This window comes from Martelella endophytica (assembly GCF_000960975.1).
GTDB classification, from domain to species: Bacteria; Pseudomonadota; Alphaproteobacteria; order Rhizobiales; family Rhizobiaceae; genus Martelella; species Martelella endophytica.
The window spans coordinates 3,160,893-3,186,423 of the sequence record NZ_CP010803.1; the positions used below are offsets into that span (position 1 = coordinate 3,160,893).

The 25,531-nt window shown below is 62.9% G+C and carries 27 protein-coding genes; 8 read left to right on the forward strand and 19 right to left on the reverse strand.

The window, feature by feature from the left end:
- Window positions 1–65: 65 nt before the first annotated feature.
- From lepB to recO, 4 genes are all read left to right on the forward strand, one after another.
- On the forward strand, window positions 66–812 hold the full coding sequence (lepB, locus tag TM49_RS14425) for a signal peptidase I (protein ID WP_045682271.1): 747 nt from the start codon (window positions 66–68) through the stop codon (window positions 810–812).
- Complete coding sequence (gene rnc / locus TM49_RS14430; RefSeq protein ID WP_045682272.1) at window positions 813–1,526, forward strand: ribonuclease III; 714 nt, start codon at window positions 813–815, stop codon at window positions 1,524–1,526.
- An 80-nt stretch (window positions 1,527–1,606) separates the two neighbouring features.
- Window positions 1,607–2,530 carry a GTPase Era gene (era, locus tag TM49_RS14435; RefSeq protein ID WP_045682274.1) on the forward strand — a complete coding sequence of 308 codons (924 nt, stop codon included), beginning with the start codon at window positions 1,607–1,609 and terminating at the stop codon, window positions 2,528–2,530.
- Window positions 2,531–2,536: 6 nt separating this feature from the next.
- Window positions 2,537–3,265: a DNA repair protein RecO gene (gene recO / locus TM49_RS14440; protein ID WP_045682276.1), complete on the forward strand. Its 729-nt coding sequence runs from the start codon at window positions 2,537–2,539 to the stop codon at window positions 3,263–3,265.
- A gap of 3 nt (window positions 3,266–3,268) precedes the next feature.
- Here recO and TM49_RS14445 read toward each other — a convergent pair whose 3' ends face one another.
- From TM49_RS14445 to TM49_RS14475, 7 genes are all read right to left on the reverse strand, one after another.
- A complete protein-coding gene (locus TM49_RS14445; protein ID WP_045682278.1) occupies window positions 3,269–4,117 on the reverse strand; it encodes an MOSC domain-containing protein in 849 nt (282 codons plus the stop codon).
- A gap of 49 nt (window positions 4,118–4,166) precedes the next feature.
- Entirely contained in the window at window positions 4,167–5,063 is an 897-nt protein-coding gene (locus TM49_RS14450) for a mechanosensitive ion channel family protein (protein ID WP_045682280.1), read from the reverse strand.
- 84 nt (window positions 5,064–5,147) lie between these two features.
- A complete protein-coding gene (locus TM49_RS14455; RefSeq protein WP_045682282.1) occupies window positions 5,148–5,660 on the reverse strand; it encodes a tyrosine phosphatase family protein in 513 nt (170 codons plus the stop codon).
- Complete coding sequence (locus tag TM49_RS14460; RefSeq protein ID WP_045682284.1) at window positions 5,657–6,277, reverse strand: YfbR-like 5'-deoxynucleotidase; 621 nt, start codon at window positions 6,275–6,277, stop codon at window positions 5,657–5,659. The genes TM49_RS14455 and TM49_RS14460 overlap by 4 nt, the downstream gene beginning before the upstream one ends.
- A gap of 2 nt (window positions 6,278–6,279) precedes the next feature.
- Window positions 6,280–7,113 carry a CAF17-like 4Fe-4S cluster assembly/insertion protein YgfZ gene (gene ygfZ / locus TM49_RS14465; protein WP_045685271.1) on the reverse strand — a complete coding sequence of 278 codons (834 nt, stop codon included), beginning with the start codon at window positions 7,111–7,113 and terminating at the stop codon, window positions 6,280–6,282.
- A gap of 101 nt (window positions 7,114–7,214) precedes the next feature.
- Complete coding sequence (locus TM49_RS14470) at window positions 7,215–7,472, reverse strand: hypothetical protein (protein ID WP_045682285.1); 258 nt, start codon at window positions 7,470–7,472, stop codon at window positions 7,215–7,217.
- 152 nt (window positions 7,473–7,624) lie between these two features.
- On the reverse strand, window positions 7,625–8,050 hold the full coding sequence (locus TM49_RS14475; RefSeq protein ID WP_045682287.1) for an NUDIX hydrolase: 426 nt from the start codon (window positions 8,048–8,050) through the stop codon (window positions 7,625–7,627).
- Window positions 8,051–8,110: 60 nt separating this feature from the next.
- Here TM49_RS14475 and TM49_RS14480 point away from each other — a divergent pair, with 60 nt between their 5' ends.
- Complete coding sequence (locus tag TM49_RS14480) at window positions 8,111–8,854, forward strand: SOS response-associated peptidase (protein WP_045682289.1); 744 nt, start codon at window positions 8,111–8,113, stop codon at window positions 8,852–8,854.
- Between the two features lie 6 nt (window positions 8,855–8,860).
- Here TM49_RS14480 and pssA read toward each other — a convergent pair whose 3' ends face one another.
- The 4 genes from pssA to TM49_RS14500 form a co-directional block, all read right to left on the reverse strand.
- Complete coding sequence (gene pssA / locus TM49_RS14485) at window positions 8,861–9,748, reverse strand: CDP-diacylglycerol--serine O-phosphatidyltransferase (protein ID WP_045682291.1); 888 nt, start codon at window positions 9,746–9,748, stop codon at window positions 8,861–8,863.
- Complete coding sequence (locus TM49_RS14490) at window positions 9,748–10,446, reverse strand: phosphatidylserine decarboxylase (RefSeq protein WP_045682293.1); 699 nt, start codon at window positions 10,444–10,446, stop codon at window positions 9,748–9,750. Before TM49_RS14490 ends, pssA begins: the two co-directional genes overlap by 1 nt.
- A 185-nt stretch (window positions 10,447–10,631) precedes the next feature.
- Window positions 10,632–12,518: an ABCB family ABC transporter ATP-binding protein/permease gene (locus tag TM49_RS14495; RefSeq protein ID WP_045682295.1), complete on the reverse strand. Its 1,887-nt coding sequence runs from the start codon at window positions 12,516–12,518 to the stop codon at window positions 10,632–10,634.
- A gap of 187 nt (window positions 12,519–12,705) precedes the next feature.
- The gene (locus tag TM49_RS14500; RefSeq protein WP_052699858.1) at window positions 12,706–14,133 is read right to left on the reverse strand and encodes a LysM peptidoglycan-binding domain-containing protein; all 1,428 of its coding nucleotides are present in this window, start codon (window positions 14,131–14,133) and stop codon (window positions 12,706–12,708) included.
- A 182-nt stretch (window positions 14,134–14,315) separates the two neighbouring features.
- Between TM49_RS14500 and TM49_RS14505 the strand changes: the two genes are divergently transcribed.
- Complete coding sequence (locus TM49_RS14505) at window positions 14,316–14,936, forward strand: LOG family protein (RefSeq protein WP_045685273.1); 621 nt, start codon at window positions 14,316–14,318, stop codon at window positions 14,934–14,936.
- Here TM49_RS14505 and rarD read toward each other — a convergent pair.
- The 5 genes from rarD to cysS form a co-directional block, all read right to left on the reverse strand.
- Window positions 14,923–15,858, reverse strand: a complete 936-nt coding sequence (gene rarD / locus TM49_RS14510) for an EamA family transporter RarD (RefSeq protein WP_045682297.1) — start codon at window positions 15,856–15,858, stop codon at window positions 14,923–14,925. The two genes, TM49_RS14505 and rarD, sit on opposite strands and share 14 nt — an antisense overlap.
- Before the next feature lie 113 nt (window positions 15,859–15,971).
- On the reverse strand, window positions 15,972–17,591 hold the full coding sequence (gene cimA / locus TM49_RS14515; RefSeq protein WP_045685274.1) for a citramalate synthase: 1,620 nt from the start codon (window positions 17,589–17,591) through the stop codon (window positions 15,972–15,974).
- A 42-nt stretch (window positions 17,592–17,633) separates the two neighbouring features.
- The gene (locus tag TM49_RS14520) at window positions 17,634–18,104 is read right to left on the reverse strand and encodes a GFA family protein (protein WP_045682299.1); all 471 of its coding nucleotides are present in this window, start codon (window positions 18,102–18,104) and stop codon (window positions 17,634–17,636) included.
- Window positions 18,101–18,589 carry a GFA family protein gene (locus TM49_RS14525; protein WP_045682301.1) on the reverse strand — a complete coding sequence of 163 codons (489 nt, stop codon included), beginning with the start codon at window positions 18,587–18,589 and terminating at the stop codon, window positions 18,101–18,103. The genes TM49_RS14520 and TM49_RS14525 overlap by 4 nt, the downstream gene beginning before the upstream one ends.
- 345 nt (window positions 18,590–18,934) lie before the next feature.
- Window positions 18,935–20,329, reverse strand: coding sequence for a cysteine--tRNA ligase (cysS, locus tag TM49_RS14530; protein WP_045682303.1), 1,395 nt, complete (start codon window positions 20,327–20,329; stop codon window positions 18,935–18,937).
- Window positions 20,330–20,698: 369 nt separating this feature from the next.
- Between cysS and TM49_RS14535 the strand changes: the two genes are divergently transcribed.
- Both TM49_RS14535 and TM49_RS14540 read left to right on the forward strand, forming a co-directional pair.
- The gene (locus tag TM49_RS14535) at window positions 20,699–21,379 is read left to right on the forward strand and encodes an outer membrane protein (RefSeq protein ID WP_045682305.1); all 681 of its coding nucleotides are present in this window, start codon (window positions 20,699–20,701) and stop codon (window positions 21,377–21,379) included.
- A 73-nt stretch (window positions 21,380–21,452) separates the two neighbouring features.
- Window positions 21,453–22,592 (forward strand): MFS transporter, encoded by a 1,140-nt coding sequence (locus tag TM49_RS14540; protein ID WP_045682307.1) that lies wholly within the window; start codon window positions 21,453–21,455, stop codon window positions 22,590–22,592.
- Window positions 22,593–22,595: 3 nt separating this feature from the next.
- On the opposite strand, the gene TM49_RS14545 is transcribed toward TM49_RS14540, so the two are convergent.
- The 3 genes from TM49_RS14545 to purF all read right to left on the reverse strand — a co-directional run bounded on the left by TM49_RS14545 (window position 22,596) and on the right by purF (window position 25,507).
- A complete protein-coding gene (locus TM49_RS14545) occupies window positions 22,596–23,168 on the reverse strand; it encodes a DUF1349 domain-containing protein (RefSeq protein ID WP_425283293.1) in 573 nt (190 codons plus the stop codon).
- 19 nt (window positions 23,169–23,187) lie between these two features.
- Window positions 23,188–23,931, reverse strand: coding sequence for an SDR family NAD(P)-dependent oxidoreductase (locus TM49_RS14550; RefSeq protein WP_045682311.1), 744 nt, complete (start codon window positions 23,929–23,931; stop codon window positions 23,188–23,190).
- Between the two features lie 85 nt (window positions 23,932–24,016).
- Window positions 24,017–25,507 carry an amidophosphoribosyltransferase gene (gene purF, locus TM49_RS14555; RefSeq protein WP_045685275.1) on the reverse strand — a complete coding sequence of 497 codons (1,491 nt, stop codon included), beginning with the start codon at window positions 25,505–25,507 and terminating at the stop codon, window positions 24,017–24,019.
- Between the last annotated feature and the right edge of the window lie 24 nt (window positions 25,508–25,531).

The following is a 25,531-nucleotide window of genomic DNA, read 5'->3' on the forward strand; positions in this document are numbered from 1 at the left end:
CCCGCCGGGAAGCGGATAAAGCTTCATCCGAACGAACCGGTCGGCGACAAGAAGGAAAAGACTGCGTGTCCGAAAAAGCTGAAAAACAGGAAAGCTCGCTCTGGAGCAACGTCAAGGTCATCATCCAGGCGCTGCTTCTGGCGCTGGTGATCCGAACCTTCCTTTTCCAGCCGTTCACGATCCCCTCCGGCTCGATGATGCCGACGCTGCTTGTCGGCGACTACATCTTCGTCAACAAGTTCTCCTACGGTTACTCGAAGTACTCCTTCCCGTTTGCTCCCGATTTCTTCAACGGGCGCATCTTCGAAAGGGAGCCGGAGCGTGGCGATGTCGTCGTGTTCCGGTATCCACCGAACCCCAAGGTTGACTATATCAAGCGCCTTGTCGGTCTGCCGGGTGACCGCATACAGGTTCAAAACGGTATTCTCTACATCAATGGCGATCCGGTACCGCGCACGGCCGATGGCACCTTCACCTCGGATTACCGCAACGATCCCGGCCGCGATATTCCAGTGTTCCGTGAAACGCTTCCCGATGGCGTGACCTATGACACGCTCGACGAAATTCGCGGATCACGCGGCGACAACACCCGCGAATTCGTGGTCCCGGAAGGCCATTATTTCATGATGGGTGACAACCGCGACAATTCGCTCGACAGCCGTTTCGATGTCGGTTTCGTGCCGGCTGAAAATCTCGTCGGCCGCGCCAGCGTCATTTTCTTCTCGCTCGGCAACGACACCTCCTTCGCCGAAATCTGGAAATGGCCGGCCAACATGCGTTGGGGCCGTATCTTCAAGGGAATCGGTGGCTGAATGGCGCGACGAGGCACGGGCGAAAACGATATTGCAGCTTTTTCCCGCCTGATTGGCTTTGAATTTGCCGACCGGGACCGTATCGCCCGGGCGCTCACCCATTCGAGCGCCCGCAGCGGCAAGGGCAGCAATTACGAGCGGCTCGAATTTCTCGGCGATCGGGTGCTGGGACTGGTGATCGCGGAGAACCTGTTCAGGCTCTACCCGACGGCCAGTGAAGGCGAACTTTCCGTGCGCCTGAACCAGCTCGTCAGCGCCGAGGCCTGTGCGCGGGTGGCCGACGAGCTGGACCTGCACCGCTTCATCAAGACCGGGCAAGACGTCAAGAAACTGACCGGCAAGCGGGTGCTCAGCATCCGCGCCGATGTCGTGGAAAGCGTGATCGCCGCGATCTACCTGGAAGGCGGGCTGGAGCCTGCACGGCATTTCATCGAGACCAACTGGGCGCCGCTCTTTGCCGATGGCGTGACGCTGAAGCGCGATGCCAAGACCGAGTTGCAGGAATGGGCGCATGCGCATTTCGGCGAAACACCGGTCTATCACGTCGAAGATCGCAGCGGCCCCGACCACGAGCCGCGTTTCACCGTGAAGGTGACTGTAAAGGGCGTTGCGCCGGAGACCGGCGTCGAGCGTTCCAAGCGGGCGGCAGAGCAGGTGGCCGCGACCCGGCTTCTCGAGCGCGAAGGCGTGTGGGCGGCATCCTCGGAAAGTTGAGGCGCCCGGTCTGGGCCTTTGCAACGATTTTTTTGATTTTCATCCGGAATGGGCGCAGCATGGCGCTGCAGGAGTGATTTATGAGCGAAGCTGAAACCACTGAGGAAAACGGCGCAACGCACTCGGGTTTCGTGGCGCTGATCGGGCCGACCAATGCCGGCAAGTCGACGCTGGTCAACCGGCTTGTCGGCGCCAAGGTATCGATCGTCAGCCACAAGGTTCAGACGACGCGGGCGATGCTGCGCGGCATCGCCATTCACGACCGGACGCAGATCGTGTTCATGGATACGCCCGGTATCTTCAAGCCGCGCCGCCGGCTCGATCGTGCCATGGTGATGGCCGCCTGGACCGGCGCGCGCGATGCCGACCTCATCATGCTGCTCGTCGATAGCGAGCGCGGCCTGAAGGGCGATGCCGAGGCGATTCTGGAAGGGCTGAAGGAGGTCCGCCAGCCGAAGATCCTGGTGCTGAACAAGATCGACCGCGTGCGCCACGAGGACCTGCTGGCGCTTGCCGCCAAGGCCAATGAAACCGTCGAATTCGACCGCACCTTCATGATTTCGGCGACCAACGGCTCGGGCTGCGATGATCTGATGGACTGGCTGGCGACGACGCTTCCGGAAGGCCCTTGGTATTATCCCGAGGACCAGATTTCCGACCTGCCGATGCGCCAGCTCGCCGCCGAGATCACCCGCGAAAAGCTGTTCCTGCGCCTGCACCAGGAGCTTCCTTACTCCTCCCACGTCGAGACCGAAAAGTGGGAAGAGCGCAAGGATGGCTCGGTGCGCATCGAACAGGTGATCTATCTGGAGCGCGATAGCCAGAAGAAGATCGCCCTCGGCAAGGGTGGCGAGGCGATCAAGTCGATTTCGATGGCGGCCCGCAAGGAGCTGTCCGAAATCCTCGAGCAACCCGTCCACCTTTTCCTGTTCGTGAAGGTGCGCGAGAACTGGGGCGACGACCCGGCGCGCTATCGCGAAATGGGGCTCGATTTCTCGGAATAAACGGTCATGGAGTGGCAGGACGAAGGCATTGTTCTTGGTGTGCGCCGCCATGGCGAGACCAGCGTTATTGCCGAAGTCATGACCGCCGTCCATGGGCGCCATCTCGGTCTTGTGCGCGGAGGCCGTTCGCGGACGCTGCGGCCGGTGCTGCAGCCCGGCAACCGCGTGGCGCTCACCTGGCGAGCCCGGCTCTCCGAGCATCTCGGCGAATATCGTGTCGAGCCTCTGTCGCAACGCGCGGCACTGCTGATGCAGTCTGCAACCGCGCTTTACGGCGTGCAGGCGATGGCAGCGCTGCTGCGACTGCTGCCGGAACGCGACCCGCATGGGCATCTGCTCGAGGCAATGGAGGTGATCATCACCCATCTCGACGAGCCGGAGTCGGCGGGTGAGCTCTATGTCCGCTTCGAGCTTGCGCTGCTGAACGAGCTGGGCTTCGGCCTCGACCTTGAAAAATGCGCTGCGAGCGGCTCGCGGCTCAACCTCGCCTATGTCTCGCCGAAAACGGGCAGGGCGGTCTCGCGCGACGCCGGTGCGCCCTATGCGGACCGGATGCTGTCGCTGCCGCCATTTCTGCGGCCGGACCTCAACGAGGCTGCCGACGCCGAGGGGCTGAGTGCCGCCTTCCGCCTCACCGCCTTCTTCCTCGATCGCCACGTCTTCGAACCGCGCGGCCTGAAACCGGACACGGCCCGCGACAGTTTTGTCACCGCGACGCTGAAGGCGCTGGCCTGAGGATCAGGCCCGCCTCTGCTTCAACGGCCAGCGCTCGCTGCGGCTTGCGGTTATCGTGACGGTGTCGCCGACCTTCAGCAGGCCTTCGCCGCGGGGAACGGCATTCCAGCCGAAAAGTGGTCCCGGTGCGCGGCGGTCGGCGGACATGCGCAGGCGGCCGAGCGCCGGCAGCGGATTGGCGATCTCGCGCGAACCGGTCGTCTGGTCCTGGGTCGTCATGATGCAGCGGGCGCAGGGCTTGACGAGGTCGAGCACGATGTCGCCGATGGCGATGCTCTCCCAACCGTCCTCGGCCCAGGCCTCGTCGCAATCGATCACGATATTGGGCCGGAACCGCTCCATGCCGACGGTTGCCGCCCCATGGCTTTCGAGGTCGTCGTTCAGCGCTGCCAGCGAGCCGGTGGTTGTCACCAGGATCTGGAAGCCGTCGGCAAACGAGACCGGCGTGTCGCGCGGCACGAAGTCACGGCTGGCGGTGCGGTTCGACTGGCCATCGAAGAAGTGCAGCGCGACATCACGGTCGAACCAGTTGGAAAGCATCGCATTGACGGCATCTGCAGCGTCCGCCGCATTTACGGTGTCGCTCCAGACCCGGATATCGCTGCGGCTTTCCGCGGGCACTGCCTCGATTTCACCCTTGCCCTCCATCGAAAGCCGCAATCCGTCTGCCGACGGCGTCACGCTGAGGCGGGCGAGCGGCGGCATGTCGCGCTGGGTAATGGCGTTGCCGGCGCGATCCGCGATCACGGCGATGCGATCTCCCGAAAGCCCCATCGGGCCGCAATAGGCCTCGGCGAGGGCCAAGCCGCGGGCGCTCTTGAGCGGAAAGACATTGAGGGCACTGATCTTCATGGAGATATTCCCGGAATCAAAAACCGGCGCGGATGCGCCGGCTTAAAGCTTAGCTGTTCTTGTCGGCGTTTTCCGCCGGTTTTTCCTCGATCAGCAGATTTTCGTCTTCGTTGAGGGTCGACAGCGTCATCTGCGGGAACGGGATGGAGATGCCGGCTTCGTCGAAGGCGAGCTTGGCGTCGCGGGTCATGACATGCGTGGTCTTCCACCACAGCGGCCCCGGCACCCAGTAGCGCATAGCAACGACCACCGCGCTGTCGCCCAGCTCCTTGACGAAGGCGTAGGGCTCGGGATCGGTGAGAACGTTCTCGTTATTCTTGGCGAGGTCGAGCAGGATATTGATCGCCTGCTTCAGGTCGTCGTCATAACCGATGCCGATGGCAAGCTCATGCATGCGCTGCGAGACGCGGGAATAGTTGGTGATCGCGACATTCCACAGGGTCGAATTCGGCGCCAGACGATAGAGGCCGTCGAAGGTCTTGAGTTCGGTTGCGAACAGGCCGACCTCGAGCACCGTGCCGTCGATTGAGCCGGTGGAGATGTATTCCCCGACCCGGAACGGGCGCAGCACCAGCAGCATGATCCCGGCGGCGATATTCTGCAGCGTGCCCTGCAGGGCGAGACCAATGGCTAGGCCGGCTGCACCAAGAGCGGCGAGGATGGAGGCGGTCTGCACCCCGAACTGACCGAGCACCATGATGATGACGATGGTCAGGATGCCATAGCGGGCAATGTTGCCGAAGAAGCCGGCGAGTGTCTTGTCGACGTTCTCGAAGCGGGAGAAGGTGTTCTTGATCGATCGCTGGACAAGCGCTGCGATAATCCAGCCGACAATCAGCAGTATGATCGCGCCGAGCACGGAGAAGGCATAGGTGACGACGAGCGCGATAATGGCATCGGCAAAGTCGCCGGTCGCCTTGATCAACTCAGTGGCTTGTTCTTCCATCAAAACTTGTCCCTGGTTTTGGTGTTGAGCTTGGGAATCGTCTGGATGCTAGGAAATCCTGACCATCACTGCAACGTGCGAGCCTCAGGAGAGGTCCAGAACAAATGGCAGGCCGGTCGCGCATTCTGCGCCACGGCCGATCTCCGCGACCGCCTCGATCAGTCTTCCCTCGCGTCCAAGCGCCTCGTCGCCAAGGGCGATGAGCCGTCGGTTCGGCGTTGCGAAGGGGGCGGCGCTGCGGAGCCTGCCGGCAAGGGCAGCGTCGCTCAGGCCAGGCAGCAATGCCAGCGCCACGAGCAGCGCGGCTGCTGGGGAGCGCGAGACGCCGAGCCAGCAATGGACGAGCAACGGGCCATCGAATGCCCAGCGCCGGGCGAACTCCATCAACTCGCTGACATGCTGCGCGCCGGGGCCGACAAGCTTGCCGGTGCCCGCAAAGGCGATGTCGTTCATGCGCAGCGTGTGGTGGCTCTCGACGATGCCCGGTTTGGCGAAATCATGCCCATTTGCCATCAGCGAAAGCATATGGCGGCAGTGGTAGCGTGCCGCCATCTCGCCGGCGCGCGCGAGCGGTGCAACAATGATGGTGCGGCTCATGAGGCTGTCCGTTCCCGGGCAAGGCGCTTCTCTTCGATCGCCTCGAAACGGGCGAGGAACAGGGCCTGGGCGTCGGCGGTCGGCATCGGTTCGATCGGCAGCATGTCGGCCGAGATCCGGTTTGGCTGGCCGAAGAACCGCGTGGCCTCCGCAATGGTGAAGCCTGCAAGGGTCACGGCCTCGAAATAGGCGGCGATGCGATCGGCGGCCTTGATCTTCGCCTTCAGCGTTCGCGCCGGGTGCGGCGGCAGCGAATAGCGCAGGTGGATCGCCGCTTCCAGCCGCTTCTCCACGGTCTTGTAGCCGCCACCGACCACAGCCTTGAACGGTGAGATCATGTCGCCGATCACATATTCCGGCGCGTCGTGCAGCAAGGCCATCTGGCAATCCTCGGCGCTCGGCCGGTTGAGATGGGTGAAGATCGTTTCGACCACCAGCGAATGCTGGGCCACCGAATAGGCGTGCGCGCCGAGCGTCTGGCCGTTCCAGCGGGCGACACGGGCGAGGCCGTGGGCAATGTCGGAGATTTCGACATCCATGGGCGAGGGATCGAGCAGGTCGAGCCGGCGGCCGGAAAGCATGCGCTGCCAGGCGCGGGCGTCATTGCGGGTCGCCATGTTTACGCGTCCTCGCCCGTCGTTTTGTCGAGCGAGACGCCGCTCCAGGCATAGGGCGTGACGGTGACAGGCGTCCCGCCGGCGACGATGGCTTCACCAGTGGTGAGTGCGGATGCCACACGATCTATGCGCACGATCGCCATGCCGACACCTTTGAAGGTCGTGCCGAGTTCGCCGACCGGCTTGCCGGCCGCCGTCAGCGTCGTGCCGGGCGTCGGAAGCGCCGCCGTGGCATCGATCCGCACCAGCCGCCGCCGTGCCGTGCCGCGATGCTGCATGCGCGAGACGACTTCCTGGCCGACATAACAGCCCTTGCGGAAGGAGAGGGCGCCATTGGTGTCGAACAGCACGTCATGGGGAAAGACGTCCTGCGGCGCGAAGTCCCGGTGCATTTCGGCGACGCCGGCGGCAATGCGCAGCGCGTCGTCGGAGCCCTCGTCGCCGTGTTTGCCGGGGCGGCGGAAGATCGTCATGCCGGCGCGGGCGAAACGCTGGTCGGCGAAGACGCCCTCTGCCGTTGCCGCATCCTCGAAAAGGGTGACGCCTTCCGTCTCTGCCAGGGCGATCTGCACCTTGGCACGCAGCTTGTAGAGGGTCAGACGCTGGACGAGGCCTGCCGCGTCTTCGGCGTGGGTCTCGATCAGGAAGCCATCGCCGTCGCGCGCGATGAGGAAGTCGAACTGGATCTTGCCCTGCGGCGTCAGCAGCGCACCCGGCCAGGATTCGCCGGCAGCGATCTTGGCGATATCGGTGGTGACGAGGTTCTGCAGGAAATGCTCCGCTTCCGCGCCGGAGAGCGTGATGAATTTCCTGTCCGGGAGATAAATATTTGCCATCATCCATCCTCTGCTTCGCGCGCCGGCAAGACCGGAATCGGATGGGGCTTTTTCACGTGGAAGTGCTTCGAGGTCAATGCTCCTCGGCCGCAAATAAAGCCTTACTGGACCGTGCGGTCTGGGGAGAATTCACCGGCCAGCATGCGCTCCCGCAGCGATTCGAGCATCGCCTCGGCGCCTTCCTCACCGATCATCCGCACGGTTTCACGCATGGCAAGCGAGAGGGCGGCATCGGCAATGATTTCGGGTTCGATGCCGTCGGCGACACCATCGGCCCAGGCTTCATTCTGATATTCGAGAGCCGCCTGCATCTTCTCATGCACGATCATATCGTCGATGTCATTGGCATTCGGCTTCATTTCTGTTCCTTGTCGGCTTCTTGCTCTTTCGGCGTCTGTCGAAACATAGCAAGTTTTTCACGGAAGCGGCAGCGCCGCCAGCGGAAAAAGTAAATATCAGGTTAATCGCACTCGGCGCCCCGGGGTTTCGGCAGAACCATGTGATGGTTTGGTCACACCAGGTTCGGGGCGGTCGTCGCCGCGAGTTTCTCGGCGCATTCCAGCACGCTTGTCGGCACGGGCAGCCCGCGGATTTCGGCGAGCGTATACCAGCCCAGTTCGTCGGCGTCATCGGCTGCGGTGGCGATTGCTGCCGGATCGGCTTCCGCCAGAAAGACGCTGAGCCGATAGAAACTGGTGATCGTTCCGGTCGAATCGCGGTCGATGAGATCATAGACCGCGAAGAACTCCGCCCGCTCGGCCACAAGACCGGTTTCTTCCACGAGTTCGCGCAGCGCAGCCTGTTCCGGGGTCTCGCCAGCTTCGGCTCGGCCACCGGGAAAGGCATACATCGCCTGCGCCGGCGGGTTGGCCCGCCGCACCAGAAGAAAGGCCTCACCGCGCCTGATGATGACGGAGGAGGCAGGCTTCGGGTTCATCGCGTCTCGCTTTCTCCAGCCGGGCTTGTTTCCGGCCGGCCATCATGGAATGGATACCCAATGTGTGGACGTTTCGGACTGATAACAACCCCTGAAGCCGTGGGGGAGGCCTTCGACCTCACCGGCGTGGACCCGTTTCCGCCGCGCTACAACATCGCGCCGTCGCAGCCGATCCTGATGGTTGCCGATGCCACGGAGGCGCTCGGTGGCCGCGGTGTCGGCCGCACCATGCTGCTTGCCCGCTGGGGGCTGATACCGGCCTGGGTGAAGGATGCGAAGGACTTTCCGCTGCTGTTCAATGCCCGCAGCGAAAGCGTGATCGAAAAACCGGCCTTTCGCGGTGCCATGCGCCATTTCCGCGCTTTGGTGCCGGCGAGTGGCTTTTATGAGTGGCGGCGCACGGCCGCAGGCTCCGAACCGTTCTGGGTCAGGCCGCGGCATGGGGGACTGATCGCCTTTGCCGGCCTTCTGTCGCCTTGGATGGGGGCCGATGGTACGGAACTCGACACCGGCACGATCCTGACCACGGAAGCAACCGGCGTGATGGCGAAGATCCATGAACGCCAGCCGGTGATCATCCTGCCGGAGGACTATCCGCGCTGGCTCGACTGCCGCACCCAGGAACCGCGCCATGTCGCCGATCTGCTGAAGCCGCCGCCGCCCGGCTTTCTTGAGGCGATCCCCGTCTCGAAGGCTGTCAGCAACGCCCGCAACATGGGGCCACAGGTGCAGGAGCCGATCGGCCCGCCGCTTGCCGCAGACGACGAGCTGCCGCCCGAAGGGGGCCAGATGGACCTCTTCTGAGATTGTTCAGATGTCGAGGTCGAGACGGTTCTTGCGCAGGCTCTCGTCGGCCTCCTCATCGTCTTCCAGATGCACGTCGCTTTCCATTACCAGCGTGCCGTATTTGGCATGCCAGGCGCGCGCCCCGAGGGGGAGGGTAGCGAGATACAGCGCGGAGCCGGCAATCATCACATGCCAGGTGTAGCTGACGAGAAGCGCCACGGTAAGCACCGCGACGAGCATCATCGGCAGCGCGAACTCACGACGCACCACATTGAGGCCGAAGCTCTTGCCCGACCAGACGGGAAGCCGGCTGATCAGCAGGAAGCCGACGATCACGGTGTAGACCGAGGAGGCAAGTGCCACGCCGCGCCCGCCCTGCATGCCGAGAAAGCCGAGATAGACCGGCAGCAGCACGATGATCGCGCCGGCCGGCGCCGGCACGCCGACGAAATATTCTCCCTGCCAGCTCGCCTTGCGCTTGCGATCCGCCATGACGTTGAACCGTGCTAGCCGCAGCCCCGCCGCGATCGCATAGAGAAGCGCGGCGATCCAGCCTGGCGTGCCGGCATCGTGCAGCAGATAGATATAGGAGACCAGCGCCGGTGCGATGCCGAAGTTGACGATGTCGGCGAGCGAATCCATCTGTTCGCCGAATTTCGACGAAGCCTTCAGGAGCCGAGCCAGCCTGCCGTCGATGCCATCGAGAAAGGCTGCAATCAGCAGCATCACCACGGCCTGGGCGAATTGTCCTTCGATTGCCTGGCGGATGCCGGTCAGTCCGGCGCAGATCGCCAGCACTGTGACAAGGTTCGGCAGGATCAGCCGGAGCGGAATTTCGCGCAGCCGGGGTCCGCGGCCCGAGCCATCCGAGGACGGCCGGTGCGGGGCAGGGGTATTGTCATCCTCTGCCATCAGACCCGGCGTCCGATCACGGGTTCGGCGGTCGTGTCGAAAACGGCGAGCGTGGTTTCACCGGCGGTCGCCATCTGGCCGATCGCGACGCGCGGTACGGCGCCTTCCGGCAGGTACACATCGAGCCGCGAGCCGAAGCGAATGAGGCCGAAGCGTTCGCCGGCATCCACGGGATCGCCATCCTCGACGAAGCAGACGATGCGCCGCGCGACGAGGCCGGCGATCTGGACGACGCCGATCTCGCCATGGGCGGTGTCGATAACGAGGCCGTTGCGCTCATTGTCCTCGCTCGCCTTGTCGAGTTCGGCGTTCAGGAACTTGCCGGCGCGATAGTGGATCGAGCGGACGCGGCCGGCCATCGGCGCGCGGTTCACATGGCAGTTGAACACGTTCATGAACACGCAGATCCGCAGCATCGGCATCGCGCCGAGGCCCATTTCGGCTGGCGGGATTTCCATGCTGATCGACGACACGCGGCCATCGGCGGGGCTGATGACGAGGTCCGCATCCTGCGGCACGACCCGGTCCGGATCGCGGAAGAAATAGGCGCACCATGCCGTCAGGAAGAGGCCGATCCAGAACAGCGGTTCCGCCAGCCAGCCGAGCAGCAGGGTGACGACAAGGAAGATGGCGACGAAGGGGTAGCCTTCCTTGTGGATCGGCACGATGGCCTTTCGGATCGAATCGAAGATGGTCATGAACGGAAACTCCGGCTGGCGCAAATATCCTGGCGGCGGAGTCTAACCGCTTGCGAGGACGAAGAAAATGGCCGTCCGTCCGAAACCGGCCATTTTCCGGAAATGTCGGGTGTTCTTCCCGTGTTTCTTGCAAGGAGCAGGGCTGAGCCAAATGGCATGGCTCATGCGTCTCTCCGGCGCCGGGCCTACTTCGCTGGGTCCATCCGCAGGATGACGCCCATGTCGTCGCTTTCGCGGACCTGGCGCAGATGCTCCTCGGCAAGCGTCGCCTCGCGCTGGCGTTCCCACATCTGGGCGTAGAGCCCGTTCTGGGCAAGCAGCGCCGTATGCGTGCCGCGCTCGGCAATCTCGCCACGGCGCAGCACGATGATCTCGTCGGCGCCGATGACGGTCGAAAGCCGGTGGGCGATGACCAATGTCGTGCGGTTCTTCGAGACGACGTCGAGCGCCGCCTGGATTTCCCGCTCGGTCTGGGTGTCGAGCGCGGAGGTCGCCTCGTCGAGCACCAGGATCGGCGGTGCCTTGAGGATGGTGCGTGCGATTGCCACGCGCTGCTTCTCGCCGCCGGAAAGCTTCAGTCCGCGCTCGCCGACCTGGGTCTCGTAGCCCTCGGGAAGCTGGCGGATGAAATCGCCGACCTGGGCGAGTTCGGCTGCAGCATTGACCTCCTCGTCGGTCGCGCCGGTGCGGCCATAGCGGATGTTGTAGGCGATCGTGTCGTTGAACAGCACGGTATCCTGCGGCACCATGCCGATCGCCTCGCGCAGGCTCGCCTGCTGGACTTCACGCAGATCCTGGCCATCGATGGTGATGGCGCCGGAATTCACGTCGTAGAAGCGGAACAGCAGTCGCGAGATCGTCGATTTGCCGGCACCCGTCGGGCCGACGATGGCCACGGTTTTGCCCGCCGGCACCTCGAACGACACGCCCTTCAGGATCGGCCGGGCGGGATCGTAGGAAAAGTGGACATCCTTGAAGGCGATCGCGCCCTGGCGCACCTGAAGCGGTTCGGCATCCGGCTTGTCGGTAATCTCGGGATCGACCTCGAGAATGTCGAACATCTGCTCGATATCGGTCAGGCCCTGACGGATTTCGCGATAGACCGAGCCAATGAAGTTCAGCGGGATGGCGAGCTGGATCAGCATGGCATTGACGAAGACGAAGTCGCCGATCGTTTCTGTTCCGGCCTGAACCGCGCGTGCGGACAGCACCATCATCGCCGTCATGCCGATACCGAAGATCACGCCCTGGCCGAAGTTCAGCCAGCCGAGCGAGGTCCAGATCCGGGTGGCAGCCTCCTCATAGCGCGCCATCGAGCTGTCGAAGCGGCGAGCTTCCATGTCCTCGTTGCCGAAATATTTCACCGTCTCGTAGTTGAGCAGCGAATCGACCGACTTGGTGTTGGCTTCGGTATCGCTGTCGTTCATCTCGCGGCGGATGGCGATGCGCCAGTCGCTAGCCTTCACGGTGAACCAGACATAGACGACCACCGTCACGGCGGTGATGGCGAGATAGTCGAAGCCATAGCCCCACCAGAAGATGATGGCGACGAGGACGAATTCGAGGACGGTCGGCAGCGTCGCGAGGATGGTGAAGCGGACAATGGTCTCGATGCCCTTGGTGCCGCGCTCGATGATCCGCGACAGGCCGCCGGTCTTGCGCGACAGGTGGAAGCGCAGCGCGAGACGGTGCATGTGGACGAAGACGCGATGGGCGAGCTGGCGCACCGCATATTGTCCGACGCTCGCAAACAGCGCGTCGCGCAGTTGGTTGAAGCCGAGCTGGCCGATGCGGGCGAGATTGTAGAACAGCACAAGTGTCACCGCGCCAAACAGGAAGGCCGGCAGCATCGTCTCGATCTGCAATTCGCCTGTCAGCGCGTTGGTGACCCATTTGAAGGTGTATGGCACAAGCAGGAGCACGAGCTTGGCCACGATCAGACAGAGCGTCGCCAGAACCACCCGGCGCTTCAGGTCGGGCCGGCTGGAAGGCCAGATATATGGCCACAGGTTGATGATGGTCTGAAACGGACTCGCGGAATCCGCTGAAATGGTCTTTTGCCTGTCGGCCATAGCATGTCCCCGGCTCTAGAGGCCGCTCGGGCCGAGCCTCGGCTGAAATGAGTTCGCGCTCCCGGCGCGGCGGTCGACCCCGCAAATAAGCGAGGCCGCAGGCATTTGCAATGCCCGCGGCCGGTTCGAAGATATATATTTCCACATTCTTGGAAGAGTGGAAGTGAGGCGTCGTGCTACCGCGCCCTCAATTGCTGCCCGGATTATCGCCAGCTGGCAATTGATACTCCGGACCGACCGGCTCGCCCTGAAGCAGGCGCCGGTGGATGGTCTCGGCCTCGCCGATCGGCAGCGGGTCGACAGGAACCGAGAACACCTGGCCGGGCAGGATGATATTCGGATTGACGATCTGCGGCTCGTTGGCGAGGTAGATCGTGGTGTAGCGCACGCCGCGACCATAAAGCCTGCGGGAGATCCGCCACAGATTGTCGCCGCGCCGGATGATCACGGCGTTGTCGCTGCCCTGAAGCTGAGGTTGCATGAAGGTCTGGGTGCCGTCGTCCTGCGTCTCGCTCTCACCGGCGGGAGCCGTGGATACGGCCGCGACCTGATCGCCGGGCGGGCGATCGAACGGCACGATGGCGCGCGCGATCACGCTGCCGTCCTCGCCGAGCATGTCGATGCGCACGGTATGCATGCCGACGGCGACATCGACCTCGGATTCGACGACGAAATTACCCTCTACATTGACCTCGCTGTCGGAAAGAACCGTGTCGTCAATATAGCCGCGCACCGTCGCGCCGGTCTTGCCTTCGCCGGCGATGAACAGCCTGTTGCCCTCGATTTCGACGGCCTTGATCGTGACCGTCGCGATCACGGTCTGCTGGTTGCGGTTCTCGGTCTGGCTCTCGGCGGAAATCTCGGCATCGGTATTGACGTCGACACTTGGAAGCTCTGTGTCCGCCGTCGGGCGTGGGGACCTGGCCGCGGTCTCATCCTGAGGGCTGCTTTCGGTTTCGGGCTGTTGCTCCGGCCTCGTGGTGACCTGGATGCCGCCGGTACTGTCCGCTTCGGGCATCTGGACGATGTCGGAGGCCTTGCCGGGTTCGGTGATCAGCGCCAGCAGCTCTCCGCCGGGCGCCTCGGGAATGGAGATCGTCGCCGTCTGCAGCGAGCGCGCCTTGCGGCCGTCCGGCATGCTGACATCAAGGTAGATCAGATGGTCGCCGGGTGTCAGCGGCGTGTCGATGATGGCGACGAAATCGCCGGAGTCGCCCACGTCCGCAGTCGTCAGCACGCTATCGTCTTCCATGACATCAAGCCGGCCCTTCGGCTCGGCAGCGCCGGCAATGACGGCCGTTCCGTCCGGCTCGACGCGTAGAACGTCGAAGGTCGGGATGCGCAGGCCGGTGACCGTGTCGTCACCCTGCTGCTGGGCGCTGTCATCCTGTCCGGCCGCTTCCTGATTTTCGTTGCCCGTGGCATCGGCCTGGTTTGCCGGCTCGCTCGTCGCGGCTGGTTCCTCGTCCTCGGCGGCCGGCTGGTTCTCGGTGACGGGCGCGGGCGGTGCCTGCGCGTCATCCTTGTCTCCGTTCATGACGAAATAGGCGCCGATTGCGATCAGCACGAGCAGGATCACGATGACGATACCGAGAGTCCGGTTATTGCTTTTCATTCTCCACTCCAGACATGACCGCAGGCCAGGGCGGTCAATTCTCTGAAAACGCTAGCCATACCACCGGTTATACACAAGTCTTCTTTCATGCTGGCGCCAAAGCATAAACAGGGTAAATGCGCGCCTGTGGTCGATTTGCAATGAACTTGACCAAAACCAGACAAATGCGCTTCAGTGATGGCATGAAAAAAGCAGACGATACGATTCGACGCATCTGCGTCTACTGCGGCTCTCGGCCCGGAACCGACGCCGCCTACATGGCCGCCGGCACGGCGCTCGGCACGGCCATTGCCGAGGCCGGATATGGGCTGGTCTATGGTGGCGGCACCAAGGGCATCATGGGTGCCGTGGCCCGAGGCGTTCTGGACCGCGGCGGCAATGTGCTCGGCATCATTCCGGAGTTCCTCGTCGACATGGAAGCGACGCGCGACCAGCTCGCCGCCCTCGACGAACTGATCATCACCCCCGACATGCACGTGCGCAAGCACAAGATGTTCGAACGGGCGGATGCCTTCGTGGCACTGCCGGGTGGCATCGGCACGCTTGAGGAGATCGTCGAGATCATGACCTGGGCGCAGCTCGGCCAGCATCAGAAGCCGATGATCTTCGCCAATATCGAGGGCTTCTGGAACCCGATGATCGAGCTGCTCGACCATATGCACGGGCAGGGCTTCCTGCATTCGAGCCATCAGGTGCGCCCGCAGCTCATCGATCAGATCGAAGATGTGCTGCCGGCGATCGAGGCGTCCTGGGAAGAAACGGCGGCCGAGGATGGCCAGTCCGGCATCATCAGCCGGCTTTGACCGACGCCATCCGCAGCCGCCGGCGCGCCTTCAGCATCGACCAGGTATAGACAACCAGCGCCGTCCAGATCAGCGCGAAGGCGGCGAGCTTGGAAGCCTGAAGCGGTTCGCGGAAGATGAAGATCGCCACGAGGAAGATCGCGCTTGGTGCGATATACTGCATGATGCCGATGGTCGACAGCCGCAGGAGCTTGGCGGCATTGGCGTAGATCATCAGCGGAATGGCGGTCACCGCCCCGCATCCGACCAGAAGAAGCGCTGTCCGCGGCGAGCTGAACAGGTGACCGGCGCCGGTCGCCTCCAGCCAGACGATGTAGGCGAGGGCGGGGAGCGCCATGATCAGCACCTCCAGCATGAAGCCCGGATTGCCGCCGACGGGAACCGTGCGGCGCAGCAGCGCATAGATGCCCCAGCTGAAGGGCAGCACCAGCGCCACCAGCGGCAGCCGGCCCGTCTCGATCGTCAGAATGGCGACGGCGATGGCGGCGAGCGCGATAGCGGCGATCTGGCCCCTGGCAAGCTTCTCGCGCAGCACGACGGCCGCAAGCGCGATGGAAAACAGCGGATTGATGAAATATCCAAGCGCCGCATCGACGGTGTGCTGATTGCTCACCGCCCAGATATAGGTGCCCCAGTTGAGGCTGATGAACAGAGCGCAAAAGCCCGCCATCACCACTACGCGCGGCTTCTTCAGCGCGGCCCGCACTTCGCCGCCCTGCCGGGCCGCGGCCACGATCACGGCGCTGAAGGGGATCGACCAGACGATGCGATGGGCAAGCACTTCAAGCGGCGGCAGATCGGCGACGAGCTTGAGGTAGATCGGCAGAATGCCCCACATCAGATAGACGGTGAGCGCGAGGGCGAAGCCCTTCGGCGTATCTTCGCCGACGCTCGCCGATGGAGTGGCCGCCTGATCTGCCATTTCGAATTGTCCCTGTCGTGATCAAAGCAACGACTTACGCGCCCGGCAGCGGGAAAGCCACTCGGTTCTGGTGAAGCGACCATCAAACAAATTGATGGATGCCAGCCGCGATGTCATTCCGCCGCGGCGCGGCCGGCAAGCTTGCGGTTCTTCATCAGCTTGAAGGTGACCGAATCCATCAGCGCCTGGAAGGAAGCGTCGATGATGTTCTCGGAAACACCGACCGTCCACCAGCGGACACCATCATCGTCGATGCTCTCGATGAGGACGCGGGTGATCGCCTCCGTGCCGCCGTTGAGGATGCGCACCTTGTAGTCCGCAAGCTTGAGATCGGCGATCTCGTTCTGGAACTTGCCGAGATCCTTGCGCAGCGCCTTGTCGAGCGCGTTGACCGGGCCGTCGCCTTCGGAGACCGACATGACGCGACGCTCGTCGATTTCGAGCTTCACCACCGCTTCCGACACGGATTTTACCCGGCCGTGACTGTCATAGCGACGTTCGACCATCACCCGGAAGCTCTCGACATGAAAGAAGTCGGGCACGCTGCCGAGTTCGCGAAGCGCCAGGAGCTCGAAGCTCGCATCGGCGCCCTCATAGGCATAGCCGGAGGCCTCGCGCTCCTTGACGATCGTTATCAGTTTGTCGAGACGCGGATCATCCTTCGAAACCACAATACCGCGTCGCTTCAATTCATTGATAAAATTCGATTTTCCACCCTGGTCCGAAACCATGACCTTGCGGGTGTTGCCGACCCGGGAAGGATCGACATGCTCGTAGGTACGCGGGTCCTTGAGCAGCGCCGAGGCATGAATGCCGGCCTTGGTGGCAAAGGCCGAAGCGCCGACATAGGGGAGCTGAGGATCTGGCGCGCGATTGAGCAACTCGTCAAAACCGTGCGAAAGGCCTGTCAGATCGGTTAGCCCTTCAGCATCGATGCCGAGCTCATAGCGGCTGTTGTAGCGCTCCTTGAGGGCGAGGGTGGCGGCGAGCGTGATGATGTTGGCATTGCCGCAGCGCTCGCCGATACCGTTCAGCGTGCCCTGTACCTGCCGGACGCCGGCCTTGACGGCGGCCAGCGAATTGGCGACGGCCTGGCCTGTGTCGTTATGGGCGTGGATGCCGAGCGCTGCGCCTGGAATGCCGCTTGCGATGACATCGGCGATGATCTCAGCGATCTCGTCCGGCTGTGTGCCGCCATTGGTGTCGCACAGCACGACCCAGCGAGCGCCGGCTTCGTGGGCGGTCTTGGCGCAGGCCAGCGCATAGCTGCGGTTCGCCTTGTAGCCGTCGAAGAAATGCTCGCAATCGACCATCGCTTCCTTGCCGGCATCGGCCACTGCGGCAACGCTTTCGGCGATGCATTCGAGGTTCTGGTCGTTGGTGATGCCGAGCGCGACTTCGACGTGATAGTCCCAGCTTTTCGCCACCAGACAGACGGCGTCGCTTTCGCTGGCGATCAGTGCGGTGAGGCCGGGATCGTTGGAGGCGGAGACGCCGGCCCGCTTTGTCATGCCGAAGGCGGTCATCTTCGCCCGGCCGGTGCGCTTCTTTGCAAAGAAGGCGGTATCGGTCGGGTTGGCGCCGGGATAGCCGCCCTCGACATAGTCGATGCCGAAGTGGTCGAGCATGTTGGCGATCGCGATCTTGTCCTCGACCGAGAAGTCGATGCCTGGCGTCTGTTGGCCATCGCGCAATGTGGTGTCGAACAGGTAGATGCGCTCGCGTTCAGTCATGATCTCCATCCCAGAATAATCGGGCCCGTCCGGGGCCTCTCGTTATGCACCCGGTTCGTCCTCGGGTGGCCATTGTTCGGTGTCGTGATCGGGGTGCTGCCAGGAAACAACCGGCTCCTCATCGGGCCCGTGCGGGATCACCGGTTTTTCAAACAGCGTCTCGATCCAGGGCAGCCGGCATTCGTGATTCACTTGAACCTGCGGCTCGAACAGAGCCGGCTCGTCGAATGCGCCGATGGCAAGCTCGATACCACCCTTGTGTTGATAGGTCAGGGGCGTTCCGCAATGCTCGCAGAAACCGCGCAGGAAATTGGCCGAGGAGCGATAGAGCTTAGGCTTGCCGCGGGTCCATTGAAGATGGGCGATGTCAGCCGTGACAAAGGCCGCAAAGAAACCGCCGAACGCCTTCTGGCACATGCGGCAATGGCAGATCGACGGGCGTCCGAGGTGGCTTGCGCGAAACCGCACCGCGCCGCACTGGCAGCCGCCGCTGTAGCTTTGCGCTTCGTTCATCGGGTGGGCTCCGGCCAGCGGTCGGTGTCATGGTCGGGATGCTGGTGGCTGCTGGACGCGATCTCGTCGAGAAGCGCCGGCGCATCACCGAAATAGGTTTCCGCGCCGGGCAGGCCGGCAAGTTCATGGAAGAACGGCACGCGACCCTCGCAGCCTTCCTGTGTTTCCGGCGGGAAGGCCGCCGGATCATCGAGGCTGCCGAGCGCCACCGCGATCCGGCCCGAGCCGATCCGCTGATAGAACAGCGGCGTGCCACAGGCCTCGCAGAAGCCGCGGCGGATCGGATCGGAGGACTGGAACCAGCGCGGCGCACCGCGCGTCATCGCCACGTTCTCCTCTTCCGTGCCCGCGAGCGGCATGAAGAAGTTACCCGCCGCCTTCTGACACATCCGGCAATGGCAGATATGCGGCTCGCTGAGCCGGCCCGCGATAGTGTATCGAACGGCGCCACACTGGCAGCCGCCGGAAAAGGTCTCAGCGCTCATTCGATTGATCCCCCAATGGTTCGCAGAATGTGGGTGCGGACGGCGTCGACTGTCCCTTTCGGGGCCTCTCCCCCTCAAGGGTCGGCCAATGACAGATGGCCTTGGATTTCGCTCCCAATATTCTCTCCCGCTTGCGGGAGAGATGCCCCGAAAGGGGCAGTGAGGGTGAAGCAGCATTTCCGTTCGTGAGGGCGTCCGTATGGATGAACTCCCCCCTCACTGTCGCTTTCGCGACATCTCTCCCCTCCGGGGCGAGAAGACTTGGGCGTTGTGCGGCGAAAGCATATGAGGCCGCGCCACCCTCAAGGGGGGAGATCGATTGGAGCGAGGCTGCGAAGCCGGGGTTCACCGCTGGACCTCCCAAGTGGTGATACGCTCGCCGGTTTCCTTGTCCTTGGCGTCCTTCAGCAGGATACCCTTTTCGGCCAGTTGGTCGCGAATGCGGTCGGCTTCGGCCCAGTTCTTTTCGCGGATCAGGGCGAGGCGCTGGTCGACGAAGGACTGGACGTCGAAGTCGGCCAGCTTGGGACGAAGATTGAGGCCGAGAAGGTCGCCGGCGGCGAGCAGGTCCGGCGCGGTGACGCCGCCGCTCAGCATGTGCCCGATGTAATCCGGCGTATTGAGGTCATCGGCGATGGCATCGGCAAAGCTTTCGGAAAGGATGCCGGCTTCTGCGCCTTCCGCCTTGCGGCGGAGCTTAACCAGAATGTTTTCCGCCTCTTCCAGCCTCTTGACCGAAAAGTCGATGGGTTCGCGGTAGTGCGTCATCAGCATGGCGAGGCGCAGCACTTCGCCCGGCCATTTCCGCCCGCCGAAATTCTCCGTCTCCAGCAATTCGTGGATGGTGAAGAAGTTGCCTTCGGATTTCGACATCTTGCGGCCTTCGACCTGCACGAAGCCGTTATGCATCCAGACATTCGCCATCACGTGGTTGCCGTGGGCCGAGCAGGATTGGGCGATCTCGTTTTCGTGGTGGGGGAAGATCAGGTCGAGGCCGCCGCCATGAATGTCGAAGGTCTCGCCGAGATGCTTTTCCGACATCACCGAGCATTCGATATGCCAGCCGGGGCGGCCGTGGATCGCAACGGGCGAGCCGTCGACGGAGAAGACGCCCTCCCAGCCGGGCTCATCAGCGTCGCTTTCCTTCCACAGCACGAAATCCGCGGGGTTCTTCTTGTGACTTTCGACGGCAATGCGGGCGCCGGCCTGCTGGTCGTCGAGATTGCGCCGGGACAGCCTGCCGTAATCGGGCATGGAGGGGACGTCGAAAAGCACCTCCTTGCCCTCGGGCCCCTCGGCAACATAGGCATTGCCCTTCTCGAGAAGCCGCTGGATCATCGCCACCATGCCGTCGATATGTTCGGTGGCGCGGGGCTCGACCGTCGGCTGCAGCACGCCGAGGGCGGCAACGTCGCTGTGGAACTGGTCCGCAGTCTTTTCGGTGACCGCACGGATCGCCTCGTTGAGCGGCAGGTCGGGATAGTCGCGCTTCGCCCGCGCGTTGATCTTGTCGTCGACGTCGGTGATGTTGCGCACATAGGTGACGTGGTTGTCGCCATAAAGGTGACGCAGCAGGCGATAGAGCACGTCGAACACGATGACGGGGCGGGCATTGCCGATATGGGCGAAGTCATAGACCGTCGGCCCGCAGACATACATGCGCACATTGTCCGGGTCGATCGGCGCAAAGGCCTGCTTTTCGCGTGTCAGCGTGTTGTAGAGCTTCAGGGCTCCGCCCATGGTCTTCTCCCGGTCATGTCAAATTCCAGCGCCCCGGCCGGGTCGTCTGTCATTCATTTTGATATCGGGACAAGAACGGCCAGGCCAGCGGTAAGCTAGCGAATAATGGTGCAGATAATGCAAAGGGCCGTGTTCATAGGCCGACTTATGCCTCGCGGTGTTCGTGGCGTCAAGCCCTTCCACGTGAGGCAGTCCTGGAGGGGTTTATAATATAATAAGTTACTTATAAATATATTTTGAATTTAGGTGTGTATTATATAGTGATATAATAATTGTATTCGCTTACTACTAAATATAGTAATTGTATTATAGCTATATGAAAGGTAGTCAAACTTGGTGCGTTGCGTCTAACGTACCAAGGGGGACTACGTGAAGCTGTTCTGTGTCTGCGTATCAACGCTGTTCGTTTTGTCAGGTCATTCGTTTGCGAACGATCTGACTTCCGCAACGCCTGAAACCAATTCCTATACGTGGTCGGGCTTCTACGTCGGGGCTCAGGGCGGGTATCAGACGACACAGTCGTTTCCGGATACAAACAGGATCGTCAGCCAGGAAATGAAGGCGGAAGGCGGACAGCTGGGTGGCTTCGCAGGCTTCAACCATCAGTTCGCGAACCAGCTCGTCCTCGGCCTCGAAGCGTCGTTCTATTATGCCGATGGACAGGAAGACCAGACCTTCACGGCGACCTATCGTCGCTGGACGCTGACCGGGAAGGGCAGCTTCGCCCTCGGTTGGGGCGGCGTCCTGCAGGCCCGCGCCGGCCGTGCCTTCGGCCGCACGCTTGTCTATGCCACTGCAGGCGGCGAGGTGGCATCGGGCGAGCTCAGTGGCAGCGTCGCCGCCATCTCGATGGACACCGACCCCAAGCCGTTTCTCGGCTGGACAGTCGGCGCCGGGGTCGAACGCGCGCTTACCGACCATGTCTTCGCGCGTCTGGAATATCGTTACGCAGAGTTCCCCGAGACGGACTGCAGCTTTTCCTGGGACCGCGATTTCAGCCTCCGCTCGCGCCGCAACGTCATGCAGGTTGGTCTCGGCTACAGATTTTGAGCCCGGGCGCCCCTTGCGCGCCCATGACAAACGGCAATAATGCCCGTCTCGATTCCACTCTGGCGGGCTCACCGTGCATTCCTCACTTTCCCTGCGCCTTGCAACGCTGATCGCCGGCGTCTTGCTCATCGGCGCGAATTCGTTCGTTCTCGGGCCGATCCTTGGCGATGTCGCCGAAGCGCTGGGCACCAACGCGATCGCCATCACGCGAGCGATCTCCGCCTTTGGCGGGGCGACGGCGATCTCCGCCTTCTTCCTCTCCCGGCTGAATGACCGGTTTGAAAGCCGGGTGGTGCTGACCGGCGCGGTGCTACTGATGATGGTCGGCTTTGCGGGATCGGCCGCAAGCTGGAACTGGCAGTCGCTGGCGATCGCGCAGGCACTTGCGGGGCTCGCCACCGGCGTTCTGCTGCCCGGCATCTATGCCGAGGCGGTGCGGATTGCCCCTGTGGGTCAGGGCGCGCGGGTGCTCGGCAGCGTGCTGTCGGGATGGTCGATAGCGTTGATGGCCGGCGTGCCGGTATCGGCGCTGCTGACCGACTATCTCGACTGGCGGGTCGCCTATGTGCTGCTCGCCGTCATCGCGCTTGCCGTTGCTGTGGGCCTCGCCTGCCTCTCCGAGGCCGGGGCGCAGCGCCAGCCGCGCGCGCCGGCACGGCTTGCGGCGCTCAAGGTCACCGGCGTCAAGAGCCTGCTCCTCACCGGCCTCTGTTTCATGACGGCGTTTTACGGCACCTATGCCCTGCTTGCCCATCATATCCGTGACGTGCAGGGGATCTCGGCTTCGCTCTCCAGCCTTGTGGTCGTCGCCTATGGTCTTGGCTTCGGCCTCGGCGGCATGTCGGCCCGCCACGCCGATCGGTTCGGGCCGGGGCGGGTGTTCCCGTTCTTTCTGATGGCCTCGGCCGTGCTTTATCTTCTGCTGGTGCCGGCGGCTCACCACTTCGGCTGGTCGCTCCTGACGGCGCTCGCGCTCGGCTTCTTCAACCATTTCGGTCTTAACCTGGTGGTGCTCCGGCTCGCAGGCCTCTGGCCTGAAGCCCGTGGAGCGCTGATCGGCCTCAACACCACGGCAACCTATATCGCGGTCTTTTGCGGCCCGCTGCTGACCGGGGCTCTCTATGCAACGGTGGGCTTTGCTGCTGTTGGCGTTGCTGCCTTTCTGCTGCTCGCCGTCTGTGTCGTCCTGATGTGGCGTATCCGGCTGCTATAGCCCTCAGTCGTGGAGCCGCCGCGGGATCGGTGGCCCGACCGTGAAACCTGAAAAGCGAACCTTGAGGCCCTGCCGCTCGGGCGTGCAGGCGGTCATGCCGACATAGGCATCGTCCGCCGGAAACGGACAAAGCCGCGCCATCTGGAACCGCCCGTCGCCGGTATGGAATTGTACCCGCACGGCATCGCCATGGCGTGTCAGGCGGATCGTGACCGGTGTGTCCGGTCGTGCGTCGTGCAGCGGGATCACCGACCAGTCGGAAACATCACGGGTCACCACAGTCGAAAAATGCATCAGCCCGTCGGTGAATTCGATACCGGCCTTGATCCAGTGCGTTTCGTCGATCCTCAGCATCAGGCCGGCCTGATCGTAGAGCTCGGCATAATCCGCCGTCACCGTGACGATCGCCGAGAAGTCGCCCAGAACCGGGTGGAGGAAGGCGTGGCCGCTGTCGCGGACGAAACCGTAGAAGGTGGTTCGCCAGAAGTCGGTCGCCTTTTCGGTGACGAGCGAAAGGCCGCCATCCGCCGCCTGCCATTCGGCCGGTTCATTCAGCCACATGTTCCCCTCCCGGATCGATGGCCAAGACGAAGCTCTAGTCAGGCATACGATAGTCTTTCAGCCGGTCCTCGGCAAAGACATAAAGTCGGCCACTTTCCTGATAGTCGGGCAATGTCAGCGGCACGATCTTCGCGGCGACTTCCGAGGGGTGCGGTAGCGTCATCGGGTCCTCTCCCGGCGCGGCCTGGGCGCGCATGGCGGTGCGGGTGCGGCCGGGATCGACGCTTGTGACTTTCAGCGGCGTGTGCGCCGTTTCGCCGGCCCAGGTGCGGGCCAGTGCCTCAATCGCAGCCTTGGAGGCGGAATAGGGGCCCCAGAAGGGCTTGCAGCTATGCGCAGCGGCAGAAGAGAGCACCACGGCGCGGCCGGCATCGGACTTCACCAGAAGCGGTTCCAGAGAACGGATCAGCCGCCACGTCGCGGTGACGTTGACGGTCATCACCTGTTCGAACACTTTCGCCTCGATATGGGAAAGCGGCGAGACCACACCGAGTACGCCGGCATTGGCGACGAGGATGTCCAGCTTGCCCCAGCGTGCAAAGATCGAACCGCCGAGGCGATCGATCGCCGGCATGTCGGCAAGGTCCATCGGCACCAGCGTCGCCGAGCCGTTGCCATCGGCCTTGATCGCGTCGTCGAGCTCTTCCAGTCCGCCGATGGTGCGCGCGCAGGCAATGACGTGGGCACCCTGCCTCGCCAGCTCGAGTGCGGTGAAATAGCCGATGCCACGGGAGGCGCCGGTGACGACCGCAAGCCGGCCTTCAAGTGGATTTGTCATGATCTAGTCCAGTGAACAGTTTGTCCGGGAAAGCGAAAGCCTTGCCCGGACAATGTGCAATTTCTCAAAATGTTGAGCAAGTCACTCAGCCGTTACCGGCAAGCAACTCGATCTTGGAGAACTCGTCCTCATGCTCCTTGTCGAGCAGGCGGGTCGGGTAATCGCCGGTAAACTGATGGTCGGTGAATTGCGGCAGCGCATTGTTGCGTTTCTCGCCGCCGACCGCCTCGTAAAGCCCGTCGATCGACAGGAACTGCAGCGAATCGGCGCCGATGAACTTGCACATGTCTTCAAGCGTCTCGTGATTGTTCGCGAACAGCTTGTCGCGGTCCGGCGTGTCGATGCCGTAATAGTCCGAATAGAAGATCATCGGGCTGGCAACACGGATATGCACTTCCTTCGCACCGGCATCGCGCAGCATCTGCACGATCTTCACCGATGTGGTGCCACGCACGATCGAATCGTCGATCAGCACGACGCGCTTGCCGGAGATCACTGCTCGGTTCGCCGAGTGCTTCAGTTTGACGCCGAAGGCCCGGATCTGCTGCGTCGGCTCGATGAAGGTGCGGCCGACATAGTGGTTGCGGATGATGCCGAGTTCGAAGGGGATGCCGCTTTCCTGGGCAAAGCCGATCGCCGCGGGCGTGCCGCCATCCGGCACGGGGACAACGACATCGGCCTCGACCGGCGCTTCCTTGGCCAGGTTGAAGCCCATGTTCTTGCGGGTCTGGTAGACATTGCGGCCGCCGACGATCGAATCGGGACGGGCAAAATAGACATATTCGAACAGGCAGAGCCGTTCCTTCTGCTGCAGCGCGGGCTTGCGGCTGTCGATCGAGATCGAGCCGTCCGGCTGGACTTCGCAGATGATGACTTCGCCGTTCTCCACATCGCGCACGAACTTTGCGCCGATGATGTCGAGTGCACAGGTTTCCGAGCAGAAGATCGGTTTACCGTCGAGCTCGCCCATGACCAGAGGGCGGATGCCCGTGGGGTCGCGCGCGGCAATCAGCTTGGTGCGGGTCATCGCGATCATCGAATAGCCGCCTTCCATCTGGCTGATGGCATCGATGAAGCGGTCGGACGAGGTTTTCGCGCGGGAGCGGGCGATGAGATGCAGCACGACTTCGGTGTCGGAGGTCGACTGACAGATGGCACCGTCGGAAATCAGCTTGCGTCGCATCGACAGGCCATTGGTGAAATTGCCGTTGTGCGCGATGGCGATGCCGCCGACCGCAAGCTCGGCAAAAAGCGGCTGGACATTGCGCAGCACGGTTCCGCCGGTGGTCGAGTAACGCACATGCCCCATCGCCATCTGGCCGGAAAGCGCCTCGAGCATGGCCGGGTCGGTGAAGTGATCGCCGACGAGACCCATATGCCGCTCGGAGCGGAACTGCTGGCCGTCATAGGAGACAATGCCCGCGGCTTCCTGGCCGCGATGCTGGAGCGCGTGCAGGCCGAGCGCCGTCAGCGCCGCTGCATCGGGGTGCCCCAGAATGCCGAACACGCCGCACTCTTCATGCAGCGTGTCGTCATCGAGGCTGAAATCGTCAAAATCTTGAAAACTGCTGTTCATCATCCGATCCGGAAATGGCTGGGG

Coding starts and splice junctions, on each gene's coding strand:
- TM49_RS14450 (WP_045682280.1), bottom strand. CDS start 5,063: ATGGAAGAACAAGCCACTGAGTTGATCAAGGCGACCGGCGACTTTGCC.
- TM49_RS14500 (WP_052699858.1), bottom strand. CDS start 14,133: ATGAAAAGCAATAACCGGACTCTCGGTATCGTCATCGTGATCCTGCTC.
- TM49_RS14495 (WP_045682295.1), bottom strand. CDS start 12,518: ATGGCCGACAGGCAAAAGACCATTTCAGCGGATTCCGCGAGTCCGTTT.
- cimA (WP_045685274.1), bottom strand. CDS start 17,591: ATGACTGAACGCGAGCGCATCTACCTGTTCGACACCACATTGCGCGAT.
- TM49_RS14520 (WP_045682299.1), bottom strand. CDS start 18,104: ATGAACGAAGCGCAAAGCTACAGCGGCGGCTGCCAGTGCGGCGCGGTG.
- ygfZ (WP_045685271.1), bottom strand. CDS start 7,113: ATGGCAAATATTTATCTCCCGGACAGGAAATTCATCACGCTCTCCGGC.
- TM49_RS14490 (WP_045682293.1), bottom strand. CDS start 10,446: ATGACCATCTTCGATTCGATCCGAAAGGCCATCGTGCCGATCCACAAG.
- TM49_RS14480 (WP_045682289.1), top strand. CDS start 8,111: ATGTGTGGACGTTTCGGACTGATAACAACCCCTGAAGCCGTGGGGGAG.
- TM49_RS14475 (WP_045682287.1), bottom strand. CDS start 8,050: ATGAACCCGAAGCCTGCCTCCTCCGTCATCATCAGGCGCGGTGAGGCC.
- TM49_RS14455 (WP_045682282.1), bottom strand. CDS start 5,660: ATGAGCCGCACCATCATTGTTGCACCGCTCGCGCGCGCCGGCGAGATG.
- TM49_RS14460 (WP_045682284.1), bottom strand. CDS start 6,277: ATGGCGACCCGCAATGACGCCCGCGCCTGGCAGCGCATGCTTTCCGGC.
- rnc (WP_045682272.1), top strand. CDS start 813: ATGGCGCGACGAGGCACGGGCGAAAACGATATTGCAGCTTTTTCCCGC.
- rarD (WP_045682297.1), bottom strand. CDS start 15,858: ATGGCAGATCAGGCGGCCACTCCATCGGCGAGCGTCGGCGAAGATACG.
- recO (WP_045682276.1), top strand. CDS start 2,537: ATGGAGTGGCAGGACGAAGGCATTGTTCTTGGTGTGCGCCGCCATGGC.
- pssA (WP_045682291.1), bottom strand. CDS start 9,748: ATGGCAGAGGATGACAATACCCCTGCCCCGCACCGGCCGTCCTCGGAT.
- TM49_RS14505 (WP_045685273.1), top strand. CDS start 14,316: ATGAAAAAAGCAGACGATACGATTCGACGCATCTGCGTCTACTGCGGC.
- TM49_RS14470 (WP_045682285.1), bottom strand. CDS start 7,472: ATGAAGCCGAATGCCAATGACATCGACGATATGATCGTGCATGAGAAG.
- era (WP_045682274.1), top strand. CDS start 1,607: ATGAGCGAAGCTGAAACCACTGAGGAAAACGGCGCAACGCACTCGGGT.
- TM49_RS14525 (WP_045682301.1), bottom strand. CDS start 18,589: ATGAGCGCTGAGACCTTTTCCGGCGGCTGCCAGTGTGGCGCCGTTCGA.
- TM49_RS14445 (WP_045682278.1), bottom strand. CDS start 4,117: ATGAAGATCAGTGCCCTCAATGTCTTTCCGCTCAAGAGCGCCCGCGGC.
- cysS (WP_045682303.1), bottom strand. CDS start 20,329: ATGGGCGGAGCCCTGAAGCTCTACAACACGCTGACACGCGAAAAGCAG.
- TM49_RS14550 (WP_045682311.1), bottom strand. CDS start 23,931: ATGACAAATCCACTTGAAGGCCGGCTTGCGGTCGTCACCGGCGCCTCC.
- purF (WP_045685275.1), bottom strand. CDS start 25,507: ATGAACAGCAGTTTTCAAGATTTTGACGATTTCAGCCTCGATGACGAC.